Origin of the sequence: Pseudomonas sp. TE50-2 (assembly GCF_040813665.1) — a bacterium.
Classification (GTDB): domain Bacteria; phylum Pseudomonadota; class Gammaproteobacteria; order Pseudomonadales; family Pseudomonadaceae; genus Aquipseudomonas; species Aquipseudomonas soli.
Window position 1 is genome coordinate 3334355 of sequence record NZ_JBFNXN010000001.1, and the last position, 19614, is coordinate 3353968.

The 19614-nt window shown below is 63.2% G+C and carries 18 protein-coding genes; 6 read left to right on the top strand and 12 right to left on the bottom strand.

What is annotated here, in order from left to right; genetic code table 11:
- Positions 1-39: 39 nt before the first annotated feature.
- Positions 40-987 (bottom strand): choline ABC transporter substrate-binding protein, encoded by a 948-nt coding sequence (locus AAHK21_RS15270; protein ID WP_367857673.1) that lies wholly within the window; start codon positions 985-987, stop codon positions 40-42.
- Positions 988-1431: 444 nt separating this feature from the next.
- Here AAHK21_RS15270 and AAHK21_RS15275 point away from each other — a divergent pair, with 444 nt between their 5' ends.
- Together AAHK21_RS15275 and AAHK21_RS15280 are read left to right on the top strand one after the other, a co-directional pair.
- Positions 1432-2808, top strand: a complete 1377-nt coding sequence (locus tag AAHK21_RS15275) for an L-serine ammonia-lyase (protein ID WP_367857674.1) — start codon at positions 1432-1434, stop codon at positions 2806-2808.
- Positions 2809-3197: 389 nt separating this feature from the next.
- Entirely contained in the window at positions 3198-4304 is a 1107-nt protein-coding gene (locus tag AAHK21_RS15280) for a GlxA family transcriptional regulator (RefSeq protein WP_028688457.1), read from the top strand.
- 33 nt (positions 4305-4337) lie between these two features.
- Here AAHK21_RS15280 and AAHK21_RS15285 read toward each other — a convergent pair whose 3' ends face one another.
- Entirely contained in the window at positions 4338-5300 is a 963-nt protein-coding gene (locus AAHK21_RS15285) for an IS110 family transposase (protein WP_367856008.1), read from the bottom strand.
- A gap of 282 nt (positions 5301-5582) precedes the next feature.
- Positions 5583-5840 carry a hypothetical protein gene (locus AAHK21_RS15290; protein ID WP_031315015.1) on the bottom strand — a complete coding sequence of 86 codons (258 nt, stop codon included), beginning with the start codon at positions 5838-5840 and terminating at the stop codon, positions 5583-5585.
- 326 nt (positions 5841-6166) lie between these two features.
- Here AAHK21_RS15290 and AAHK21_RS15295 point away from each other — a divergent pair, with 326 nt between their 5' ends.
- Positions 6167-7498, top strand: a complete 1332-nt coding sequence (locus AAHK21_RS15295; protein ID WP_367857675.1) for a hypothetical protein — start codon at positions 6167-6169, stop codon at positions 7496-7498.
- A 95-nt stretch (positions 7499-7593) separates the two neighbouring features.
- On the opposite strand, the gene AAHK21_RS15300 is transcribed toward AAHK21_RS15295, so the two are convergent.
- The 4 genes from AAHK21_RS15300 to choX form a co-directional block, all read right to left on the bottom strand.
- Positions 7594-8064 (bottom strand): thioesterase family protein, encoded by a 471-nt coding sequence (locus AAHK21_RS15300; RefSeq protein ID WP_367857676.1) that lies wholly within the window; start codon positions 8062-8064, stop codon positions 7594-7596.
- An 11-nt stretch (positions 8065-8075) separates the two neighbouring features.
- Positions 8076-9041 (bottom strand): L-carnitine dehydrogenase, encoded by a 966-nt coding sequence (locus AAHK21_RS15305; protein WP_367857677.1) that lies wholly within the window; start codon positions 9039-9041, stop codon positions 8076-8078.
- A 20-nt stretch (positions 9042-9061) separates the two neighbouring features.
- On the bottom strand, positions 9062-9946 hold the full coding sequence (locus tag AAHK21_RS15310; protein ID WP_367857678.1) for a 3-keto-5-aminohexanoate cleavage protein: 885 nt from the start codon (positions 9944-9946) through the stop codon (positions 9062-9064).
- 124 nt (positions 9947-10070) lie between these two features.
- Entirely contained in the window at positions 10071-11015 is a 945-nt protein-coding gene (choX, locus tag AAHK21_RS15315) for a choline ABC transporter substrate-binding protein (RefSeq protein WP_367857679.1), read from the bottom strand.
- Positions 11016-11161: 146 nt separating this feature from the next.
- Between choX and AAHK21_RS15320 the strand changes: the two genes are divergently transcribed.
- Positions 11162-12109: a GlxA family transcriptional regulator gene (locus AAHK21_RS15320; protein ID WP_367857680.1), complete on the top strand. Its 948-nt coding sequence runs from the start codon at positions 11162-11164 to the stop codon at positions 12107-12109.
- A gap of 80 nt (positions 12110-12189) precedes the next feature.
- Here AAHK21_RS15320 and AAHK21_RS15325 read toward each other — a convergent pair whose 3' ends face one another.
- Positions 12190-13386: a class I SAM-dependent rRNA methyltransferase gene (locus AAHK21_RS15325; protein ID WP_046853814.1), complete on the bottom strand. Its 1197-nt coding sequence runs from the start codon at positions 13384-13386 to the stop codon at positions 12190-12192.
- A 231-nt stretch (positions 13387-13617) separates the two neighbouring features.
- Between AAHK21_RS15325 and AAHK21_RS15330 the strand changes: the two genes are divergently transcribed.
- A complete protein-coding gene (locus tag AAHK21_RS15330; protein ID WP_172670915.1) occupies positions 13618-14436 on the top strand; it encodes an HDOD domain-containing protein in 819 nt (272 codons plus the stop codon).
- Positions 14437-14439: 3 nt separating this feature from the next.
- On the top strand, positions 14440-15252 hold the full coding sequence (gene mutM, locus AAHK21_RS15335; RefSeq protein ID WP_367857681.1) for a bifunctional DNA-formamidopyrimidine glycosylase/DNA-(apurinic or apyrimidinic site) lyase: 813 nt from the start codon (positions 14440-14442) through the stop codon (positions 15250-15252).
- 117 nt (positions 15253-15369) lie between these two features.
- On the opposite strand, the gene ggt is transcribed toward mutM, so the two are convergent.
- From ggt to AAHK21_RS15355, 4 genes are all read right to left on the bottom strand, one after another.
- Positions 15370-17052: a gamma-glutamyltransferase gene (gene ggt / locus AAHK21_RS15340; RefSeq protein ID WP_367857682.1), complete on the bottom strand. Its 1683-nt coding sequence runs from the start codon at positions 17050-17052 to the stop codon at positions 15370-15372.
- A complete protein-coding gene (locus AAHK21_RS15345) occupies positions 17052-17303 on the bottom strand; it encodes a YfhL family 4Fe-4S dicluster ferredoxin (protein ID WP_011531711.1) in 252 nt (83 codons plus the stop codon). Before AAHK21_RS15345 ends, ggt begins: the two co-directional genes overlap by 1 nt.
- Before the next feature lie 109 nt (positions 17304-17412).
- On the bottom strand, positions 17413-17892 hold the full coding sequence (gene coaD / locus AAHK21_RS15350) for a pantetheine-phosphate adenylyltransferase (protein WP_023631729.1): 480 nt from the start codon (positions 17890-17892) through the stop codon (positions 17413-17415).
- Positions 17893-18003: 111 nt separating this feature from the next.
- The gene (locus tag AAHK21_RS15355) at positions 18004-19602 is read right to left on the bottom strand and encodes a GMC family oxidoreductase N-terminal domain-containing protein (RefSeq protein WP_367857683.1); all 1599 of its coding nucleotides are present in this window, start codon (positions 19600-19602) and stop codon (positions 18004-18006) included.
- Positions 19603-19614 lie beyond the last annotated feature (12 nt).

Here is a 19614-nt window from a genome sequence, read left to right on the forward strand (position 1 = left end):
GCACGGTCCCACCCCGCGGTGTTGCCATGGCGTCTTGCGTTATTGCGTCAGTTTGGCCTTGGCCGCCTCAAGGCCGGGTTTGCCGTCCACGGTGGTCACGCCGGCGAGCCAGGCGTCGAGCTTGCCGGGGTTGTCCTTCAGCCATTTTTTCGCGGCCGCCTCGGGCTTCATCTTGTCGTCCAGGACATAGCCCATCATGGTGCTTTCATCCTTGAGCTCGAACGACAGGTTCTTCAACAGCTGGCCAACGTTGCCGCATTCCTGTGCGTAGCCCTTGCGGGTGTTGGTCAGCACGGTGGCCTTGCCGAAGTCGGGACCGAAGAACTCGTCCCCGCCGGTCAGGTACTGCATCTTGAAGCGGGTGTTCATCGGGTGCGGTTCCCAGCCCAGGAACACCACCGCCTCGTCGCGTTTCTGCGCCCGGTCGACCTGCGACAGCATGCCGGCCTCGCTGGACTGCACGATCTTGAAGCCGGCGTCCTTCAGGCCGAAGGCATTCTTGTCGATCATGCTCTGGATGGTGCGGTTGCCGTCGTTACCTGGTTCGATGCCGTAGATCTTGCCGTCCAGTTCCTTCTTGAACTTCGGGATGTCCGAGAAGTCCTTCAGGCCCTTGTCATACAAGGCCTGGGGCACGGCCAGGGTGTACTTGGCGTTTTCCAGGTTGGCGCGCACGGTCTCGACGGTGCCGGCATCGCGGTACTGCTTGATGTCGTTCTCCATGGTCGGCATCCAGTTGCCGAGAAACACGTCCAGGTCCTTGCCGGTGGCCAGCGACTTGTAGGTCACCGGTACCGAGATCATGGTGGTGTGGGTCTTGTAGCCCAGGGCTTCGAGCACGACGCTGGTGGTCGCGGTGGTGACCGTGATGTCGGTCCAGCCGACATCGGAGAAACGCACCGTTTGACACTGCTCGGGTTCGGCGGCCTGGGCCAGCAGCGGAGCGGACAGCAACGCGACCAGCAACAGCTTGGGTGAACCTTTCATGGATGGACTCCTGTGATTTTATCTTCGGGTTCGCGTGGGCCGCCGGGCGTTCTCAGGGCTCCGGTCGACCAGGCCTGCAGAGGGCAGGATGCGAGGCCGTGCAATACGAGTCGCTTTCGATAATCCTCCAGCGTTCGGCAATCGCCTACTGGTGGCGTCGTATCCAGTACAGGACGGGTCGTATCCAGTACGGACGATGTCGCAACTGGATTTTTCCACCCCCATACCTCGGTTTTTGCGTCGTCCCGCCGCTGGAAAACGGCGCACGAAAGGCCCGTGCAGCGGCGGCGCTGCTGGACAAAAGTACGTCGGTTGCAGACGGCGAAGGGCTGGGCAAAAGCCCGATGATGCGAGCATTCAAGGCGGCTCGACTGTTTCAGCCTAGCAGTTGCTCCGCCCTGCGCCTGGCGCGCAGAGACAAGCCCAGCAAGAGGTGATTCGACAATGGCCATCAGCGTGTTCGACCTGTTCAAGATCGGTGTCGGGCCTTCCAGCTCGCACACCGTCGGCCCCATGCGCGCCGGTGCGCTGTTCGTCCAGGGGCTGCGTGAGCGCGGCGAGCTGGAGCAGGTGCGGCGTATCGAAGTGAGGCTGTATGGCTCGCTGTCGGCCACCGGCGTCGGCCACGGCACCGACAACGCCACGATCATGGGCCTGATGGGCGAATGGCCGGACGCGATCGACCCCAACCAGATCACCCCACGCATCGCCGACCTGCGCGAAACCAACGTGCTCAAGCTCGACAATCGCCTGCCCATCGAGTTCGTCTGGGCCCGCGACATGCTGCTGCTGGACGAGAACCTGCCGTACCACCCCAATGCCATGACCCTGATTGCCGAAGGCGAGGCGGGCGAGCTGCACCGCGACACCTACTACTCGGTGGGCGGCGGTTTCGTGGTCGATGCCGCCCAGGCCGCCAGCGGCGTGCTGGACGCCGACCAGACCGTGCTGCCCTACGACTTCGACAGCGCCGCCGAACTGCTGCGCCTGTGCAAGCAAAACGACCTGCGCGTGTCGCAATTGATGCTGGAGAACGAAAAGGTCTGGCGCAGCGAAGCCGAGATCCGCGCCGGCCTGCTCAAGCTCTGGCAAGCCATGCAGGAGTGTGTGAACAACGGCCTCAAACATGAAGGCATCCTGCCCGGCGGGCTCAATGTGCGTCGCCGCGCCGCCCGCCTGCACCGCAGCCTGCAGGAGCTGGGCAAGCCCAACGTGATCGGCTCGACCATGAGCGCCATGGAGTGGGTCAACCTGTTCGCCCTGGCCGTCAACGAAGAGAACGCCGCCGGCGGGCGCATGGTCACCGCGCCCACCAACGGCGCGGCGGGCATCATCCCGGCGGTGTTGCACTACTACATGCGTTTCTCCGATGCGGTGGATGAGTCCAACGTTGTGGACTTCTTCCTCGGCGCGGCTGCCGTGGGCATCCTGTGCAAGAAGAACGCCTCGATCTCCGGCGCCGAGGTTGGTTGCCAGGGCGAGGTCGGTTCGGCCTGCGCCATGGCTGCCGCAGGCTTGGCCGACGTGCTGGGCGCCACCCCGGCGCAGTTGGAGAACGCCGCCGAGATCGCCCTGGAGCACAACCTCGGCCTGACCTGCGACCCGGTCGGTGGCCTGGTGCAGGTCCCGTGCATCGAGCGCAACGCCATCGCCGCGGTGAAGGCGATCAATGCCGTGCAGATGGCCTTGCGCGGTGATGGCGAACACTTCATCTCGTTGGACCAGGTGATCCGCACCATGCGCGACACCGGCGCCGACATGCACGACAAGTACAAGGAAACCTCCCGTGGGGGGCTGGCGGTCAGCGTCATCGAGTGCTGATGCGCCGTTCTGGCCCACACGTGACCGATGCGCCACATTCTGGCGCAACGGTTGTCATCTACCGGCCGTCGCCTGTCGTTACCAGCAGGTTGGTTGTCGGTGACACTTAAGTCTGTCGCATCTGGGCAACCTTCCCACAAGTGCTACCGAATTGCTCAGGGGTGACGCGCAGAGGCGCTGGCGCGCCTGTTTGCGTTTGACCTGACGCTCATCACCCAGGCCGCTGGAAGGCGCATGCCGACGTCGCTTTTGGGTTTTATTGGATGGGCGTTCAAATTCAGGCATGCCATTTGCGTTGAGATTGGCAAAGCCCCTGCATACGAAACGGGGCCATTACAAGAACAGTGCTCGCCTGAGGCACACCCTGCATTGTGTGAGGAGAAATCGCGATGACGTCGTACACCTCCGGGACCCCAACCCAGAACCGCACAGCACCCCAGTCCATCGGCTTTCTCCTGCTGGACAACTTCACCCTCATTTCCCTGGCGTCGGCGGTCGAGCCGCTGCGCATGGCCAACCAGCTGTCCGGTCGCGAGTTGTACCGCTGGCATACACTGACTGTCGATGGTGGGCAGGTCTGGGCCAGCGACGGCCTGCAGATCACTCCCGACGCGGCCATGCACAGTGCCCCACCGATCGACACCGTGATCGTCTGCGGTGGCGTCGGCATCCAGCGCACCGTCACACGTGAGCACGTCACCTGGCTGCAAGCCCAGGCCCGTCAGTCACGCCGCCTTGGCGCGGTGTGCACCGGCAGTTGGGCGCTGGCCTGCGCCGGCCTGCTTGACGGCTTCGATTGCAGCGTGCACTGGGAATGCCTGGCGGCGATGCAGGAAGCCTACCCGCGGGTGAACATGAGCACCCGCCTGTTCACCCTCGACCGTAACCGCTTCACCAGCTCTGGCGGCACCGCGCCGTTGGACATGATGCTGCACCTGATCAGCCGCGACCACGGCCGCGAGCTGTCGGCGGCGATCTCCGAGATGTTCGTCTACGAGCGCATCCGCAACGAGCAGGATCACCAGCGCGTGCCGCTCAAGCATATGCTTGGCACCAACCAACCGAAGCTGCAGGAAATCGTCGCGTTGATGGAGGCCAACCTAGAGGAGCCGATCGACCTCGACGAGCTGGCAGTCTATGTGGCGGTGTCGCGGCGCCAGCTCGAGCGCCTGTTCCAGAAGTACCTGCACTGCTCGCCGTCGCGCTACTACCTCAAGCTGCGGCTGATCCGCGCCCGGCAACTGCTCAAGCAGACGCCGATGTCGATCATCGAGGTGGCATCGGTGTGCGGGTTCGTCTCCACGCCGCACTTCTCCAAGTGCTATCGCGAATACTTCGGCATTCCGCCGCGTGACGAGCGGGTGGGCTCGAACACCACCCAGCAGGTGGCAATGATGCCGATCCCGCAGGCAATGGCGCTGTCGCCCCACAGTGGGCCGATGGCGGCGCTGAGCCAGGCGCGCAATGAGTCGACCTTTGCCAGCGTGCGCCTCTAGACGCGGGCGGATTTGACGAGCTTGTGGGAGATTCTATGGTTTGCAGCAAGCCAGTTTTCCGCCTTTAGTGACATATTCGTCCTGGTTTTTCATCAGGGCGAATGCCACTCGTGCAAGCTTTCTAGCCAGGATTACCAGCGCCTGTGTCGTTGCTTTACCCGCTTTCCGATATTGTTCGTAGACGTCTTTCCAAGCAGCCGATCGGCTCGCCGCCATGGCGGCGTTATGCAATAGACGCCTGATCTCCGAGCAGCCTCTTTTCGTCAGGCGGCGGCGTCCATTTTTCTGTCCTGAATCACTGACTCGTAGATCCATTCCCAGGAATGCAATGTACGAGTCACTGCTTTTGAACTCGCCCCGCATAAAGGCCATCACCAATGCCGTAGCGGTGAGAAAACCAATGCCCTCTATCGCTTGGCAGCGGGCAACTTGTTCGTGCAGGCCAGCTTCTCGCAGCACTTCCTTAATCTTTTTTTGGATCAGTAGATCCAGCCTGTCTATGGATTTTACAAAGGTTTTGAAGGCGACTTTCAACAAGGCTTCATTAGCCCAGCTCTGCATCATTGCAGTGCGAGCAGTCACCAAGGCCGATCTGCGTCGAAGAAGGCTCTGTAGCTTGCCGTAGACGGCGGGAGGAGGAGTCCAAGGGCGAAGGTCTTCCCCCTCGTTTTTCAAAAACCGGGACAGCAGCCGAGCATCAGAAGGATCCGTTTTCACTCGTCCACCCACGCTTTTCCGGTAGTTGCTCAGCTGGAACCCATCAATGACATACACCTCGAAGCCTAGGCTGTGAGCCAGTTCAACCAGATCGAGGTGATAAACATTAGTCGCCTCAACAGCAATAGCCGTGTTGAGAGGCTGCTGTTTCAGCCATCTTTTGATTTCGAGTTTGGCGTTTTTCAGCCTGATGACCTCATCGCGATCATCGTGATGAATCACCAGTTCAGCTTTCGCGACATCCGCACCCACGATCAGCTTGCCAACCTGCATTGCCATGGGCGCTTCCTCACGTTATGGTTTTTTGGCTTGAAGGGGTTTCACCAAGAGGCGCTGGCTTGCTTCTATCGTCGCTTGCAAACGATGCATTCTTTATCGGCGCTTTGGTGGAAGGGGTGGGGCGATGTCTCCCACGGTCTGTACTGATGCGAACAGTCAGAATCGGGCATTTAGTCCCACCACCCCTTCAAGTCTAACCATACAAGCGGGCTTGCCCGGCGATGGTTCAATCGCGGGGCAAGCCCACTCCCACAAATCTCGCGCCCACTTTTTCCGATGCCCTCAAGCGCGCGTGTTGTACTGCGCCAACGCCGGTAACAGCTGCTTGTCGATGGCCTGGCGCACCGCTGGCAGGATCGTCGCGCTGCCGGTGTACATCTGCTCGACCATGCCCTTGAGCGCCCGCGCATTGGGCTCGGTCAGCCCCCGCACCACCACCTCGCAGGCCTGCTCGGCACTGGCGCCTGCCGGAATGTCGAAACCCCGCGAGCGCAGTTGACCCAGCAGGTCGTCCTGGTCGATCAAGTCTGCATGCATCATGACTGTCAATCCTTCGCCGATGTTGTCTGCCATTGATTCTGTGGTCAGCGCGAGCAGGGGGCAAGAACAGAATGCCGCGATGGCCGCATTGGCTAAGAACAGGTCGTTTACGGCTAAATCGGCAGGGAGGGAAGGCACCACACTTAAGTCATTCACGGCACGAGGGTTTGGTCACCCTCACTTCATGCACAGTGGATGCTACTTGCTTTTAGCCCCGGATGCTCACGGCTTTCCGGGGCTTTTTTACTCACCTGATATTTTTGCCAGTTGCTGACCTGCAATTTCGTACCGCTTAATGAACTCTCTTCCAGCTGAGAGTCCATGTCATGGATGATTCACTATCAAACTATCTGAAAAAATGTTTGGCCATTATGTTGTCGTTGCTGTTGCATGGCTGCGCGGTCGCGTCGAATGCACCTCGTCTAGCCGAGCGGGGTCTGCCGATGGAGCGAGAGGCACTGGAGCAACTTCAGGCAAGCGGTAAGTATCACCTGAAGGTGCTGCTTGATAATTCTGAAGGTGAACAAATACAGTTAATAGTGGCCCATCCATCGGTCGTGAACGAGAACAGCCTGCGGTTGTCCGTGCCCTTGGGAGAGCAGGTGTTGGAATTCCAACGTTATGAGTACAAAACTCCGGCGCTACCGCAGTTCGACAGCCAGGACAGTGTTGGGGAGGGTGTTCGGCCAGCGGCCTATTGGTTTGGTTACAAGTTGTCTGATCGTAAAGCCAGTTTTTCCAGCGCCTCGGGTGCTGAATTCGATCCCACCAATTTTATTTTCTTGGCTCGCCGTGGTGATTCGCTTCGTGGCAAGATGGTCGTCGACGGTAAACTTTATCTGCTAGAAGATGTAGGAAACGGCCAGCATGCCTTCATGGAGGTCGCTTTAGAAAAAGAGTTGCCTTGCCTTGTGGTAGAGGATGAAGTGGTTGATGCGAAAATCGCCTCGGCGGTGAGTGCCAAATCCTCGCACGCTGACGGGCAATCAGTTATCAAGGTGCTTCTTGTGAACACCTTTTCAGGCGGTTTTATCAAGAATCCGCCTGCTATGAGTATTATGATTGATGAGTTGGAGTATCTCAACAGTATAAATCAAGTTTACGCGATTCCTTTCGCTTATCAGATCGTTCAGGTTATGAGTTCAAGCGCAAGGGATGATATTGGCCACTCGGGGAAGGATATTCTCAGAGACTTTCGATTCGCCGAGAGTGCGGGAACAGAAGAAGTCGCACAAGCGCGTGAGAAATTTGGGGCAGACGTGGTAATAATCGGGGCTGTTACTGTCTATTCGAAAGGCGTATCTTATCAAAATGCCAGAAAGCAAACGGCGTATTATGTATTTAATCTATTGAATCCGGTGGGCTTCACCCATCAGTTTGGTCACTTGTTAGGGATAGAGCATGGGTGGAGCCCGGGTGATCCTGAGTTCGATCCTACGTATCAGCATGGTTTTATGTTCAAGTATAAGGGCAATGACTATCCATCGATTGGATATGATAAAGAAAATTGCAGGTCTGACGATAGTTGCAAGTACATTTTGTATTATTCAGACCCTGGTAATACATGGGAGGAAAACCCACTCGGCACCCATGACCGCAACAATGAAGTTCGTCGTTTGACCGAGCGAGCGTCGGTCATCGAGGCATTCTATCCATAGTCAGGAAGTTTTCACCCCGGCAATGGCTTTAGCTTGGGGCCCTGGGAATCGGTAGGTGTCCCAGGGCTGCAGCGCTGTTTTCACCGTTTGAAAGCCTATCCCGGTAGTCGAATGATCCGCCCTGCCAACGCTGGTCGTGCCAAATCCTGTTGCGTGCCCTTCAGCTCATGCAACAGTGCCGAGCTGTGGTTACTGAAGGGTGTCGACGTGGGGCCCGCCAAGTTCACATGCAGCAACATCTGCTCACTGGCCGCCAGCGCCACATCTGACCCGTCGCGATGCAAGGTGTGATACAGGTGCAGCCGCTTCCTGTCGAAGCCGATGATCTGCGTCTGCACCCACACCTCGGTATCGAGTTTCACCTCATGCAGGTAGTTGATGTGTGCCTCCAGGGTGAACAACGAATGCCCGCTCTGGCCCCGTGCGTCCGCATCCAGGCCGATGCGCTCCATCAACGCATCGGTGGCATAGCTGAAGATCAGCAGGTAATAGGCATCGCGCAGGTGGCCGTTGTAGTCGACCCAGTCCGGCAGTACCGCGGTGCGGTAGGTAATCAGTGCGGGCATCGTCTTTTCTCCTAGTCCCCGAAGGCCATGCCATGGCTGGCCTTGCTGTTCTTCACCGCCTCCAGAACAGCCAGCAGCGTGTCGTCACGGTAGCGCTCCAGCGCGGCGATGCTGCGTTCGCCCAATTGCTCCGAGGTACCTTCCACCACATCGTCAATCAGCTTGTCCGTCAGATCCGGCGCTGGCAGATACGTCCAGGGCAGCTTCAGCGCCGGGCCGAACTGGGCCATGAAGTGGCGCATGCCGGCATCGCCTCCAGCCAGAGTGTAGGTGAGGAACGTACCCATGAACGACCAGCGCAGCCCGGCGCCAAAGCGAATCGCGTCGTCGATCTCGCCGGTGCTGGCGACACCGTCGTTGACCAGGTGCAGGGCTTCGCGCCACAGCGCTTCGAGCAGTCGATCAGCGATAAAACCGGGGACCTCCTTGCGCACATGCAGCGGGCGCATGCCCAGGCTGGTGTAGATGCTTTTCGCAGCTTCGATGGCTTCAGGGCTGGTCTTGCGACCGCCGACGATTTCCACCAGTGGCAGCAGGTAGACCGGGTTGAACGGGTGCCCCACCACGCAGCGTTCGGGGTGGGTCGCCGACTCGTAGAACTCGCTGGGCAGCAGGCCCGAGGTGCTGGAGCCGATGATTGCGTCGGGCTTGGCGGCGGCGCTGATCTTCGCGTGCAGGTCGAGCTTGAGGTCCAGACGTTCGGGGGCGCTTTCCTGGATGAAGTCGGCATCGCCCACGCATTCCTCGATGGTGGCCACGAACGTCAGGCGATCCTGCGATGCGCCGGGTGCCAAGCCTTGTTTTTGCAGCGCCGGCCAGGCGTTGGCGATGCGCTTGCGCAGCGTGGCCTCGGCACCAGGGGCCGGGTCCCAGGCAACCACGTCGAGGCCGTGGGCCAGGGCGCGGGCGACCCAGCCGCTGCCGATCACGCCGCTACCCAGCGCGGCGAAAGTCTTGATGTCGGTGATGAAAGGCATATCTGGCTCCTGCGGGGATATTAGCGACGCTTGAGGTTCATCTTTTCCCGGCCTTCGGCCGGGGTGAGCACACGGCCACCCATGCGGGTGATGATCTCGGCGGCCCGCTCGACCAGCTGGCCGTTGCTGGCCAGCACGCCACGGTCCAGGTACAGGTTGTCTTCCAGCCCGACCCGCACGTTGCCGCCAAGCAGCACCGCCTGGGCTGCCATCGGCATCTGCATGCGACCAATGCCGAAACCGGCCCAGGTAACGTCGGCAGGCAGGTTGTCGACCATGGCCTTCATGGTGGTGGTGTCGGCCGGGGCGCCCCATGGGATGCCCAGGCACAGCTGGAACAGCGGGTCTTGCAGCAGGCCTTCCTTGATCATCTGTTTGGCGAACCACAGGTGGCCGGTGTCGAAGATCTCCAGCTCCGCCTTCACGCCTAGCTCAGTGATGCGCTTGGCGCCGGCACGCAGTTGGGCGGGGGTAGAGACATAGATGGCGTTGCCATCACCGAAGTTGAGGGTGCCGCAGTCCAGGGTGCAGATCTCCGGCAGCAGCGCTTCGACATGGGCCAGGCGCTCCAGCGGGCCGATCAGGTCGGTGCCCGGGCCGAACTCCATGGGCGATTCGCCGGGACCGATCTCCAGGTCGCCGCCCATGCCTGCGGTGAGGTTGACGATGATGTCCACGTCAGCCTCGCGGATGCGTTCCATCACCTCGCGGTAGAGGTTGACGTCGCGGCTGAAACGGCCGGTCTGCGGGTCGCGGACGTGGCAGTGGACCACCGTGGCGCCGGCCTTGGCGGCTTCGACGGCGGCCTCGGCGATCTGTTTCGGCGTGACCGGGACCAGGTGGCTCTTGGCGACCGTGTCGCCGGCACCGGTGAGGGCGCAGGTGATGATGACGTCGTGGTTCATTGATCAGTTCCTCGTGGTGTCTTTGCTGGCCCTATCGCCGGCAAGCCGGCTCCCACAGGGTTGGCGATGAACCCTGGCCGTGTGGACGTCCTGTGGGAGCTGGCTTGCCAGCGATGAGGCGGTGTCAGTTGGCGGTGAGCTTGAGGTTGTCCGCGGCCGGTTTGCCGTCGAAGGTGGTCACCCCGTCAAGCCAGCGGGCCTTGTCCTCGGGGTGGTCCTTGAGCCACTGGCGCGCGGATTCCAGCGCGTCCTTGTGGTCGAGCAGCGGCTGCATCATCCGGCTCTCGTCCTCGGCGCTGAAGCTGAGGTTGGCCAGCAGGCGATGGGCGTTGGGGCAGCGCTGGGCATAGTCCGGCGCGGTCACCGTCCACACCGTGGCGCGGCCCTCGTCCGGGCCGAGGGCGTCCTGGCTGTCGCCGAGGTAGACCATGTCGATGTTCACGTTCATCGGGTGCGGTGCCCAGCCGAAGAACACCACCGCCTCATTGCGCCGCACGGCGCGGTCGACGGCGGCGAGCATGCCGGCCTCGCTGGACTCGACCAACTGGAACTTGCCGAGGTCGAACTGGTTCTTGCTGATCATCGCCTTGATCTGGGTATTGGCGCCGGAACCGGGCTCGATGCCGTAGAGCTTGCCGCCCAGCTCCTTGTGGAACTTGTGGATGTCGGCAAACGTCTTCAGGCCCTTGTCGGCCAGGTATTTCGGCACGGCGAGGGTGGCGCGGGCATCTTCCAGGCTGGGCTTGTCGAGCACCTTCACCTGGCCGGCCTGGACGAACGGGGTGATGGTCTGGGTCATGATCGGGTTCCAGTACCCGAGGAACATGTCCAGGCGCTTGTCGCGGATGCCAGCGAAGATGATCTGCTGCGAGGCGCTGGTCTGCTTGGTCTGGTAGCCCAGGCCGTCGAGCAGCACCTGGGCCATGGCGCTGGTGGCGATCACATCGGTCCAGTTGACCACGCCCAGGCGCACATCCTTGCAGGCGGCGGGTTCGGCGGCGAAAAGCGGAGTAGCTACGGTAGTGCTGAGCGCGAGGGACAACAGGCTGCGGCGGATAAAGCGATGCATGGTGGCTCTCCATCGGCAGTGCGTATTGTTATCGGATCCGGCCTCTGCGGGCCGTGAGAACACGCTACGCTGGCAGCAGGGTGGAAAATCGCACCCTGGCGACCAACACTTGCACGGAGGCGACCACCTTTGCCGCGGAGCCCGCGATGCCGCAAACCATAGACTTCCTGTTGCTGCCAGGCTTCTCCGCCATGGGCTTCATCAGCGCCATCGAGCCGCTGCGCGTGGCCAACCGCTTTCGTGGCCCGCTGTACCGTTGGCGTGTGCTCAGCCTGGACGGCGGTGCGGTGCAGGCCAGCAATGGCATGTCGGTGAATGCCGACGGTGCGCTGGGGGAGGGTGAACCCGGGCGCCTGCTGTTGCTGGTGGCCGGTTTCGAGCCACTGGCGTGCTATGGGTTGAAGTTGCAGCACATGCTGCGTCGTCTCGACCACGAGGGCGTGGTGCTGGGCGGGATCGACACGGGCGCGATGGTACTGGCCGAGGCCGGCCTGCTCGATGGTCACCGGGCCACCCTGCATTGGGAAGCACTGGAGGCGTTCAAGGAACGTTATCCACGTCTGCAGGCGACCCAGGAGCTGTTCGAGATCGACCGCCGACGCATCACCTGCGCCGGCGGCACGGCCTCCATCGACCTGATGCTCGACTTGATCGCCCAGGCCCACGGCAGCGAACTGGCGGTGCAGGTGTCCGAGCAGTTCGTGCTCGGGCGCATCCGCCCGCGCCAGGATCACCAGCGCATGGAAATCGCCACGCGCTATGGGTTGCGCAACAAGAAGCTGGTGAAGGTGATCGGCGAGATGGAGCGCAATACCGAGCTGCCACTCAACACTCAGGTGCTGGCCGATGGCGTGCAGGTGACCCGGCGGCAGCTGGAGCGGCTGTTTCGCCTGCACCTGGATGATACGCCCAGTGGCTTCTATCTGCGGCTGAGGCTGGACAAGGCCCGGCAGTTGCTGCGCCAGACCGACATGAGCGTGCTGGAGGTGGGGGTCGCGTGCGGATTCGAATCGGCGTCGTACTTCACCCGCTGTTATCGGGCACGGTTCGAGCGCTGTCCCAGAGAGGATCGACGGCTGGCGCTGCCGTCATGACGCCTGGAGCGGGTCAAGCCTGGGGCAAGCAGGCTTCCACAGGTGCCGCGCAGCGCGAAACCTGTGGAAGCCGGTAACGCTTAGCTGTTGGGCAGCAAGCGGCAGGTGATGCTCTTGATGTAGCGTGTCTCGGCGATGGCCGGGTGCACAGGGTGGTCTGGGCCCTGGCCGCCGCGCTCGAGCAGTTGCAGGTTGCGGTCCAGGTGGCGGGCGCTGGTCAGCAGGATGTTGTGCAGGTCGTCCTCGGGCAGGTGCATCGAGCACGAGGCGCTGACCAGGATGCCGTCCTTGGTGAGCATGCGCATGGCCTGTTCGTTGAGGCGGCGGTAGGCGGCCTCGCCGTTCTTCAGGTCTTTCTTGCGTTTGATGAAGGCGGGCGGGTCGGCGATGATCACGTCGAAGCGCTCTTCGGCGGCTTTCAGCTCGCGCAGGGCTTCGAACACATCGCCTTCGATGCAGGTCAGCTTCTCGCCGATGCCGTTGAGCGCGGCATTGCGCTCGACGCCATCCAGGGCGAAGCCCGAGGCGTCCACGCAGAATACTTCGCTGGCGCCGAACGCGCCGGCCTGCACGCCCCAGCCGCCGATGTAGCTGAACAGGTCGAGCACGCGCTTGCCTTTGACATAGGGGGCCAGGCGGGCGCGGTTCATGCGGTGGTCGTAGAACCAGCCGGTCTTCTGGCCTTCACGTACCGGGGCTTCGAACTTGACGCCGTTCTCTTCCAGCGCGACCCAGTCCGGCACTTCGCCGTAGACGGTCTCGACATAACGTTCCAGGCCTTCGGCGTCGCGGGCGGCGGAATCGTTCTTGAACAGGATGCCGCTGGGCTTGAGCACCTGCACCAGCGCGGCGATCACCTCGTCCTTGTGCGCTTCCATGGTGGCCGAGGCCAACTGGACCACGAGGATGTCGAAGAAACGGTCGACCACCAGGCCCGGCAGCAGGTCGGAGTCGCCATACACCAGGCGGTAGCATGGCTTGTCGAACAGGCGCTCGCGCAGCGACAGGGCCACGTTCAGGCGGTGCACCAGCAGCGACTTGTCCAGCGGCAGCTTGGCATCGCGCGACAGCAGGCGGGCGCAGATCAGGTTGTTCGGGCTCATGGCCACCACGCCCAGCGGCTTGCCGTTGGCGGCTTCGAGGATGGCCTGCTGGCCGGCCTTCAGGCCTTGCAGCGGGGTCGCGGCAACATCGACTTCATTGCTGTAGACCCACAGGTGGCCGGCGCGCAGGCGGCGATCGGCATTGGCTTTGAGGCGAAGGCTGGGCAGGGACATGACGTCGCTCCGGGAAAAAAGAGCGGGAGTATACCGTGTTGGCCCCAGGTTCGCTGGTGGGTGCGACCAACTGGTCCGCGCCCACGGCTAAAGAAATTCTTGGATCCAACGATTCACTGATAGTCACCCTGCCGGCGTACAGGGTTAGAATCCCCCGTCCCCAGCGAGAATGCACGAATGTCCCAGGAACTCACCGCCGAACAGATCCAGCAAGCCCTGCAGGGCATCACCATCCCTCCACAGCCGCAGATCATGGTCGACCTGCAGTTCGAGCAGTACATGCCCGACCCGGACCTGGAGACCATCGCCAAGCTGATCGCGCAGGACCCGGGCCTGTCCGGCGCCCTGCTCAAACTGGTCAACTCGGCGCAGTTCGGCCTGGCGAACAAGATCGGCTCGATCCAGCGCGCGGTAAACCTGCTGGGTAGCCGTTCGATCATCAACCTGATCAACGCGCAATCGATCAGGGGCGAGATGAGCGACGAGACCATCGTCACCCTCAACCCGTTCTGGGACACCGCCCAGGACGTGGCCATGACCTGCCTGACCCTGGCCAAGCGCACCGGTATCCAGGCGGTGGACGAGGCCTACACCCTGGGCCTGTTCCACGATTGCGGCGTGCCGCTGATGCACAAGCGCTTCCCCAACTACATGGAAGTGCTGGAGGAATCCTACGCCAAGGCCAATGACGAGGTCCGCGTGGTGGACACCGAGAACCGCGTGTTCAACACCAACCATTCGGTGGTCGGCTACTTCACCGCCAAGTCCTGGCGTCTGCCCGAGCACATCAGTGCGGCCATCGCCAACCACCACAACGCCCTGGCGGTGTTCCGCGACGAATCCTCGCGCAACACCCAGACCCAGCTGAAGAACCTGCTGGCGGTACTGAAGATGTCCGAGCACATCTGCGCTTCGTACCGTGTGCTGGGCAACCAGAGCGTCGATCACGAGTGGAACATGGTGGGGCCGCTGGTGCTGGACTACATCGGCCTGACCGAATACGACTTCGAGCAGCTCAAGCAGAACATCCGCGAAATGGGCGGGCACTGAGCCATGCCGGAGCTGCCAGAGGTCGAGACCACGCGGCGCGGTATCGCGCCCCATCTGCAAGGCCAGCGGGTCACTCGCGTGGTGGTGCGTGACCGGCGCCTGCGCTGGCCGATCCCGGAAGACCTGGACGTGCGCCTGTCGGGGCAGCGCATCGTCAGTGTCGAGCGCCGCGCCAAGTACCTGTTGATCAACGCCGAGGTCGGCACCCTGATCAGCCACCTGGGCATGTCGGGCAACCTGCGCCTGGTCGAGCTGGGCTTGCCGGCGGCCAGGCACGAACATGTGGATATCGAGCTCGAGTCGGGGCTGATGCTGCGTTACACCGATCCGCGCCGATTCGGGGCGATGCTGTGGAGCCTCGATCCGCTCAACCATGAGCTGCTGATTCGCCTGGGGCCTGAGCCGCTGACCGACCTGTTCGACGGTGAGCGCCTGTTCCAGTTGTCCCGGGGGCGATCGATGGCAGTCAAGCCGTTCATCATGGACAACGCGGTGGTGGTTGGCGTGGGCAACATCTACGCCACCGAAGCCTTGTTCGCGGCCGGGATCGATCCGCGCCGCGAAGCTGGCGGGATTTCGCGGGCGCGCTATCTGAAGCTGGCGATCGAGATCAAACGAGTGTTGGCGGCGGCCATCGAACAGGGCGGGACCACCTTGCGTGACTTCATCGGTGGCGATGGCCAGCCGGGCTACTTCCAGCAGGAGCTTTTCGTGTATGGGCGTCGTGGGCAGCCATGCAAACTGTGCGGCACCGAGCTGCGCGAAGTGAAGCTGGGCCAGCGGGCGAGCGTGTTCTGCCCGAAATGCCAGCGTTGAGTTCCGAGGCCGCGTTGTGGCCCATCGCCGGCAAGCCGGCTCCCACAAGTTGAAAACATGCGCGACCCCTGTGGGAGCCGGCTTGCCGGCGATAGGGCCGGTACAGGCGAGAGCGGATCAGTCGACGATCGCCGCCCGCCCCACGCCCCGCGGATCACTGGCCGCCTCCACAGTCCCGCCAGCCCTGTCCCAATAAAGCACCTGCTGATTGCCGTACTGGCGCCCGACATCCTTCAACCGATACCCACGCCCTTCAAGCTCGGCCTTCTGCCGCTCACTGAACGTCCCCGGCTCATGCTCCACCACGTCCGGCAGGTACTGGTGGTGATAGCGTGGTGTCGCCGGCCACTCGGCCACCGGTCGGCCCTCGAGGAACCCCAGCACCGACAGCAGCACCATGCTGGGTATGCGGCTGCCGCCCGGCGTGCCGAAAGTGGCGAGCTGGCTGGGGCTTTCGATGAAGGTCGGGCTCATGCTCGACAAGGGGCGCTTGCCCGCCGCCACCGCATTGGCCTGGCTGCCGGCCAGGCCATAGCTGTTGCTGCCGCCAGGGTCGGCGGCGAAATCGTCCATCTCGTTGTTCAGCACCACCCCGGTCCCCGGCACGCTGAACGCCGCGCCAAACGGCAGGTTGACCGACAGCGTGGCGGACACGGCGTTGCCGTCGCCATCGATCACCGCGAAATGGGTGGTGTGGTCGCCTTCACGCCAGGCGGGTGAGGGCGGCAGCGCGCTGCTGGGGGTGGCCTGGTGGACATCGATACTGTCGGCCAGCCCTGTCAGGTAATGACGCGCCAGTAGCCGGTTGATCGGGTTGCTCACATAGTCCGGATCGCCGAGCAGGCCGCGGTCGCGGTAGGCGCGGCGCAGTACTTCGATGACATAGTGGCTGCGTTGCACGGGCTCGGCGCTCTGCCAGGGCAGGCGCTGCAGCATGGCCAGGCTTTGTGCCAGGGCCACGCCGCCGGCCGAAGGCGGCGGGCTGCTGATCAGTTCACGCTGGTCGGCCAGTGGATAACGCAGCGGTTCACGCCACGCCGTACGGTAGCCGGCGAGGTCGTCGAGGGTCCAGATACCGCCGGCCTGGCGCACGCCTTCGACCAGGCGGCGGGCCATCGGGCCACGGTAGAAGCCGTCGCGGCCCTGCTCGGCCATGGCTTGCAGGGTGGCGGCCAATTCGGGTTGGCGGATCACCGTGCCCAGGGCTGGTACTTCATTGCCACTGAGGAACAGCCGTGCGCTTTCGGCATCGTCGCGCAGGGCACTCAGGCGCATGGTGGCGCGATCGCGATAGATGCGGTCGACGGCGAAGCCCTGGTTGGCCAGGCGGATGGCCGGGGCCAGGCTGTCCTTGAGCGGCAGCTTGCCGTGGGTGCTGGCGAGGTCGGCCAGGGCCTGGGGCAGGCCGGGGATTGCGGCGGCCAGCGGCCCGTTGATCGACAGGCCGGGCTGCACCTTGCCGTCCTTCAGGTACATGTCCGCACTGGCCGCGACCGGAGCGCGTTCGCGCGCATCGAGGAAGGTATACCGTGGCGTGGCGCCGCTTTCGCGCAACAGGAAGAAGCCGCCGCCACCCAGGCCCGAGCCATAGGGCTCGACCACGGCCAGCGTGGCGCTGATGGCCACGGCGGCGTCGAAGGCGTTGCCGCCTTGTTGCAGGATCTGTTGCGCCGCCGAGGTCGCCTCGCTGTGCGGGCTGGCGATGGCCGCACGCCCGGGGCCTTGCGCCTGGGCGGCGCAGGCCAGCAGGGCCAGGCAGGCGCCGAGGGCTGCGCGCTGTAACGCCGCGATGAACGGCATCAGGCCTTGCCGGTGATCCGGCGGTACTTGGCCATCAGCTCGTCTTCGGTTTCCGGGTGGGCTTCATCCAGAGGGATGCAGTCTACCGGGCAAACCTGCTGGCACTGTGGCTCGTCGTAGTGGCCCACGCACTGGGTGCACAGGTTCGGGTCGATCACGTAGATCTCTTCGCCTTGCGAGATGGCGGCGTTCGGGCACTCGGGTTCGCAGACGTCGCAGTTGATGCAATCGTCGGTGATGATCAGGGACATGGGGACTCCGGCCTGGGCATCGGGCCCGGGCATGTTTCAAAGCGATGGGCGCAATTGTGCCGGATTCGCGCCCGCAGTGCACGCGGGCGCGACATCGTGACCGCGAGGGTTACTTGCGGAAGCGCTCGGTCAGTGCGTCGGCCACGGCCGGGTGCACGAACTTGCTGATATCACCGCCCAACGCGGCGATTTCCCGGACCAGCGTCGAGGAAATGAACGAATAGCGCTCCGACGGCGTGAGGAACAGGCTCTCGACGTCTGGCGCGAGCTGGCGGTTCATGTTGGCCAGTTGGAACTCGTATTCGAAGTCGGACACGGCACGCAGGCCGCGCAGGAACACATTGGCGCCTTTTTCCTTGGCGAAATGCGCCAGCAGCGAGGAGAAGCCGATGACTTCGACATTGGGCAGGTGCTTGGTGACCTCGCGGGCCAGCTCGACCCGCTGTTCCAGGGGGAACAAGGGGTTTTTCTTCGGGCTGGCCGCCACGGCGATGATCACATGGTCGAACAGGCGCGAGGCGCGCTCGACCAGGTCGCCATGGCCTTTGGTAATGGGGTCGAAAGTACCCGGGTACAACACTCGGTTCATCGCGTCATCCTGGCTGGAGTGCGTTGGGGAGTCGGATGGTAGCGCAGCGATTGCGCCCGGCCAAGTCGCGTGGCCGGCTGATGGCACTATAGACAGCGCGGCCATTGGCTGTCATGTGCCGCGTGCCAGGCGGCCGACCAGCGCTTCGCTGAGCAGGGCGGCCAGGGCGTAGACCGACAGCTGCGGGTTGGCGCCGATACTGGTGGGGAACAGCGAACCGTCGTGGATCGACAGGTTTTCCAGCTGGTGATGCCGGCCCAGGCTGTCGCACACGGCCTGACGCGGATCCTCGCCCAGGGCGCAGCCGCCCATGACGTGGGCGCTGCCCAGGCGCATGCGCAGCAGCTCCAGGGGCAGGCCGTCGATCAGTGCCTGGGCTTGTGCCGGGGCGCTGACATAGCGCGCATCGCCATGCACCGGCATCACCTGGCGGGCACCGGCGGCGAACTGGATCTGCGCCATGCTGTGCCAGGCTCGGCGCAGGCCATCGCGCAGGTAGTCGGTGACGGGGTAGTCGAGCACTGGTGAGCCATCGCCACGCAGCTCCACCTGGCCGCCGGGGCTGTCGGGGTGGAAGCCGTCGCGCAGCAGCGCCAGCATCACATGGGTGTGGGGCAGTTCGGCCATGCGCTGGGCGTTGTCCTGGCCATGGCCGCCGAGCAGGGTGCTGGCCAGGGCCGGGTGCAACGGTGGTACTTCGAGTTTGTAGCCCACCGGGCCGGTGACACCGTCCTGCCACTGGAACTGGTCGCTGTAGATCGATTGCGGTGCCCCGTAGTACGGGTCGATCTTCGCTTCGAACTGTGCTGCGCTGAAGTTGACCAGGTGCAGGAAGGTGCGCTTGCCCAGGCGCTGGTGCGGGTCAGGCGCGTCTGAGCGCAGCAGCAGTGCCGGGCTGTTGATACCGCCGCCGGCAAGTACATAGTGACGGGCGCGTACGCGAATCTGGCGGCCTGTGGGCTGAATACCCCGGGCGTCCAGGGCCTGGCATTGCAAATGTTCGATGCGCTGGCCGTCATGACTGAACCGCTCGGCACGGGCCAGGTAGAGCAGCTCGCCGCCGTGCTCCAGGGTGGCCGGGATGCTGGTGACCAGCATCGACTGCTTGGCGTTGACCGGACAGCCCATGCCGCAGTAACCCAGGTTCCAGCAGCCGCGCACGTTGCGCGGAATCACCGCCCAGCGGTGACCAAGCGCCTCGCAGCCGCGACGCAACACGTCGTTGTTGGCATTGGGCGGCATCGCCCAGGGGCTGATGCCCAGATGCTGCTCCATGCGCTCGAACCACGGCTTCAGGGTGTCGCTGTCCAGGTCCTTGACCCCATGCTCGCGGGCCCAGTGTTCCAGGGTCTGTGGCGGTGTGCGAAAGCTCGATGTCCAATTGACCAGCGTGGTGCCGCCCACCGCCCGGCCCTGCAGAATGGTAATGGCGCCGTCTTTGCTCAGACGGCCCAGGCCCTCCTGGTAGAGGTCGGCGTAGGCTTCGTGCTCGAGCAGGTGGAAGTCGCTGCTGGTCTTCAGCGGCCCCTCTTCGATCAGCAGCACCTTCAAGCCGGCTGCGCTGAGCCGTTCGGCGGTGGTGGCGCCGCCCGCGCCGCTGCCGATGACGGCGACGTCGGCTGCGAGGGTCAGGTCCTGTTCCAGGCGCGAGCCGTCGTGGGTGATCCAGCCTCGTTCGAGGCCTAGGCGGAATGGGTCGGGGACGGGCATTTGGCGGTGCTC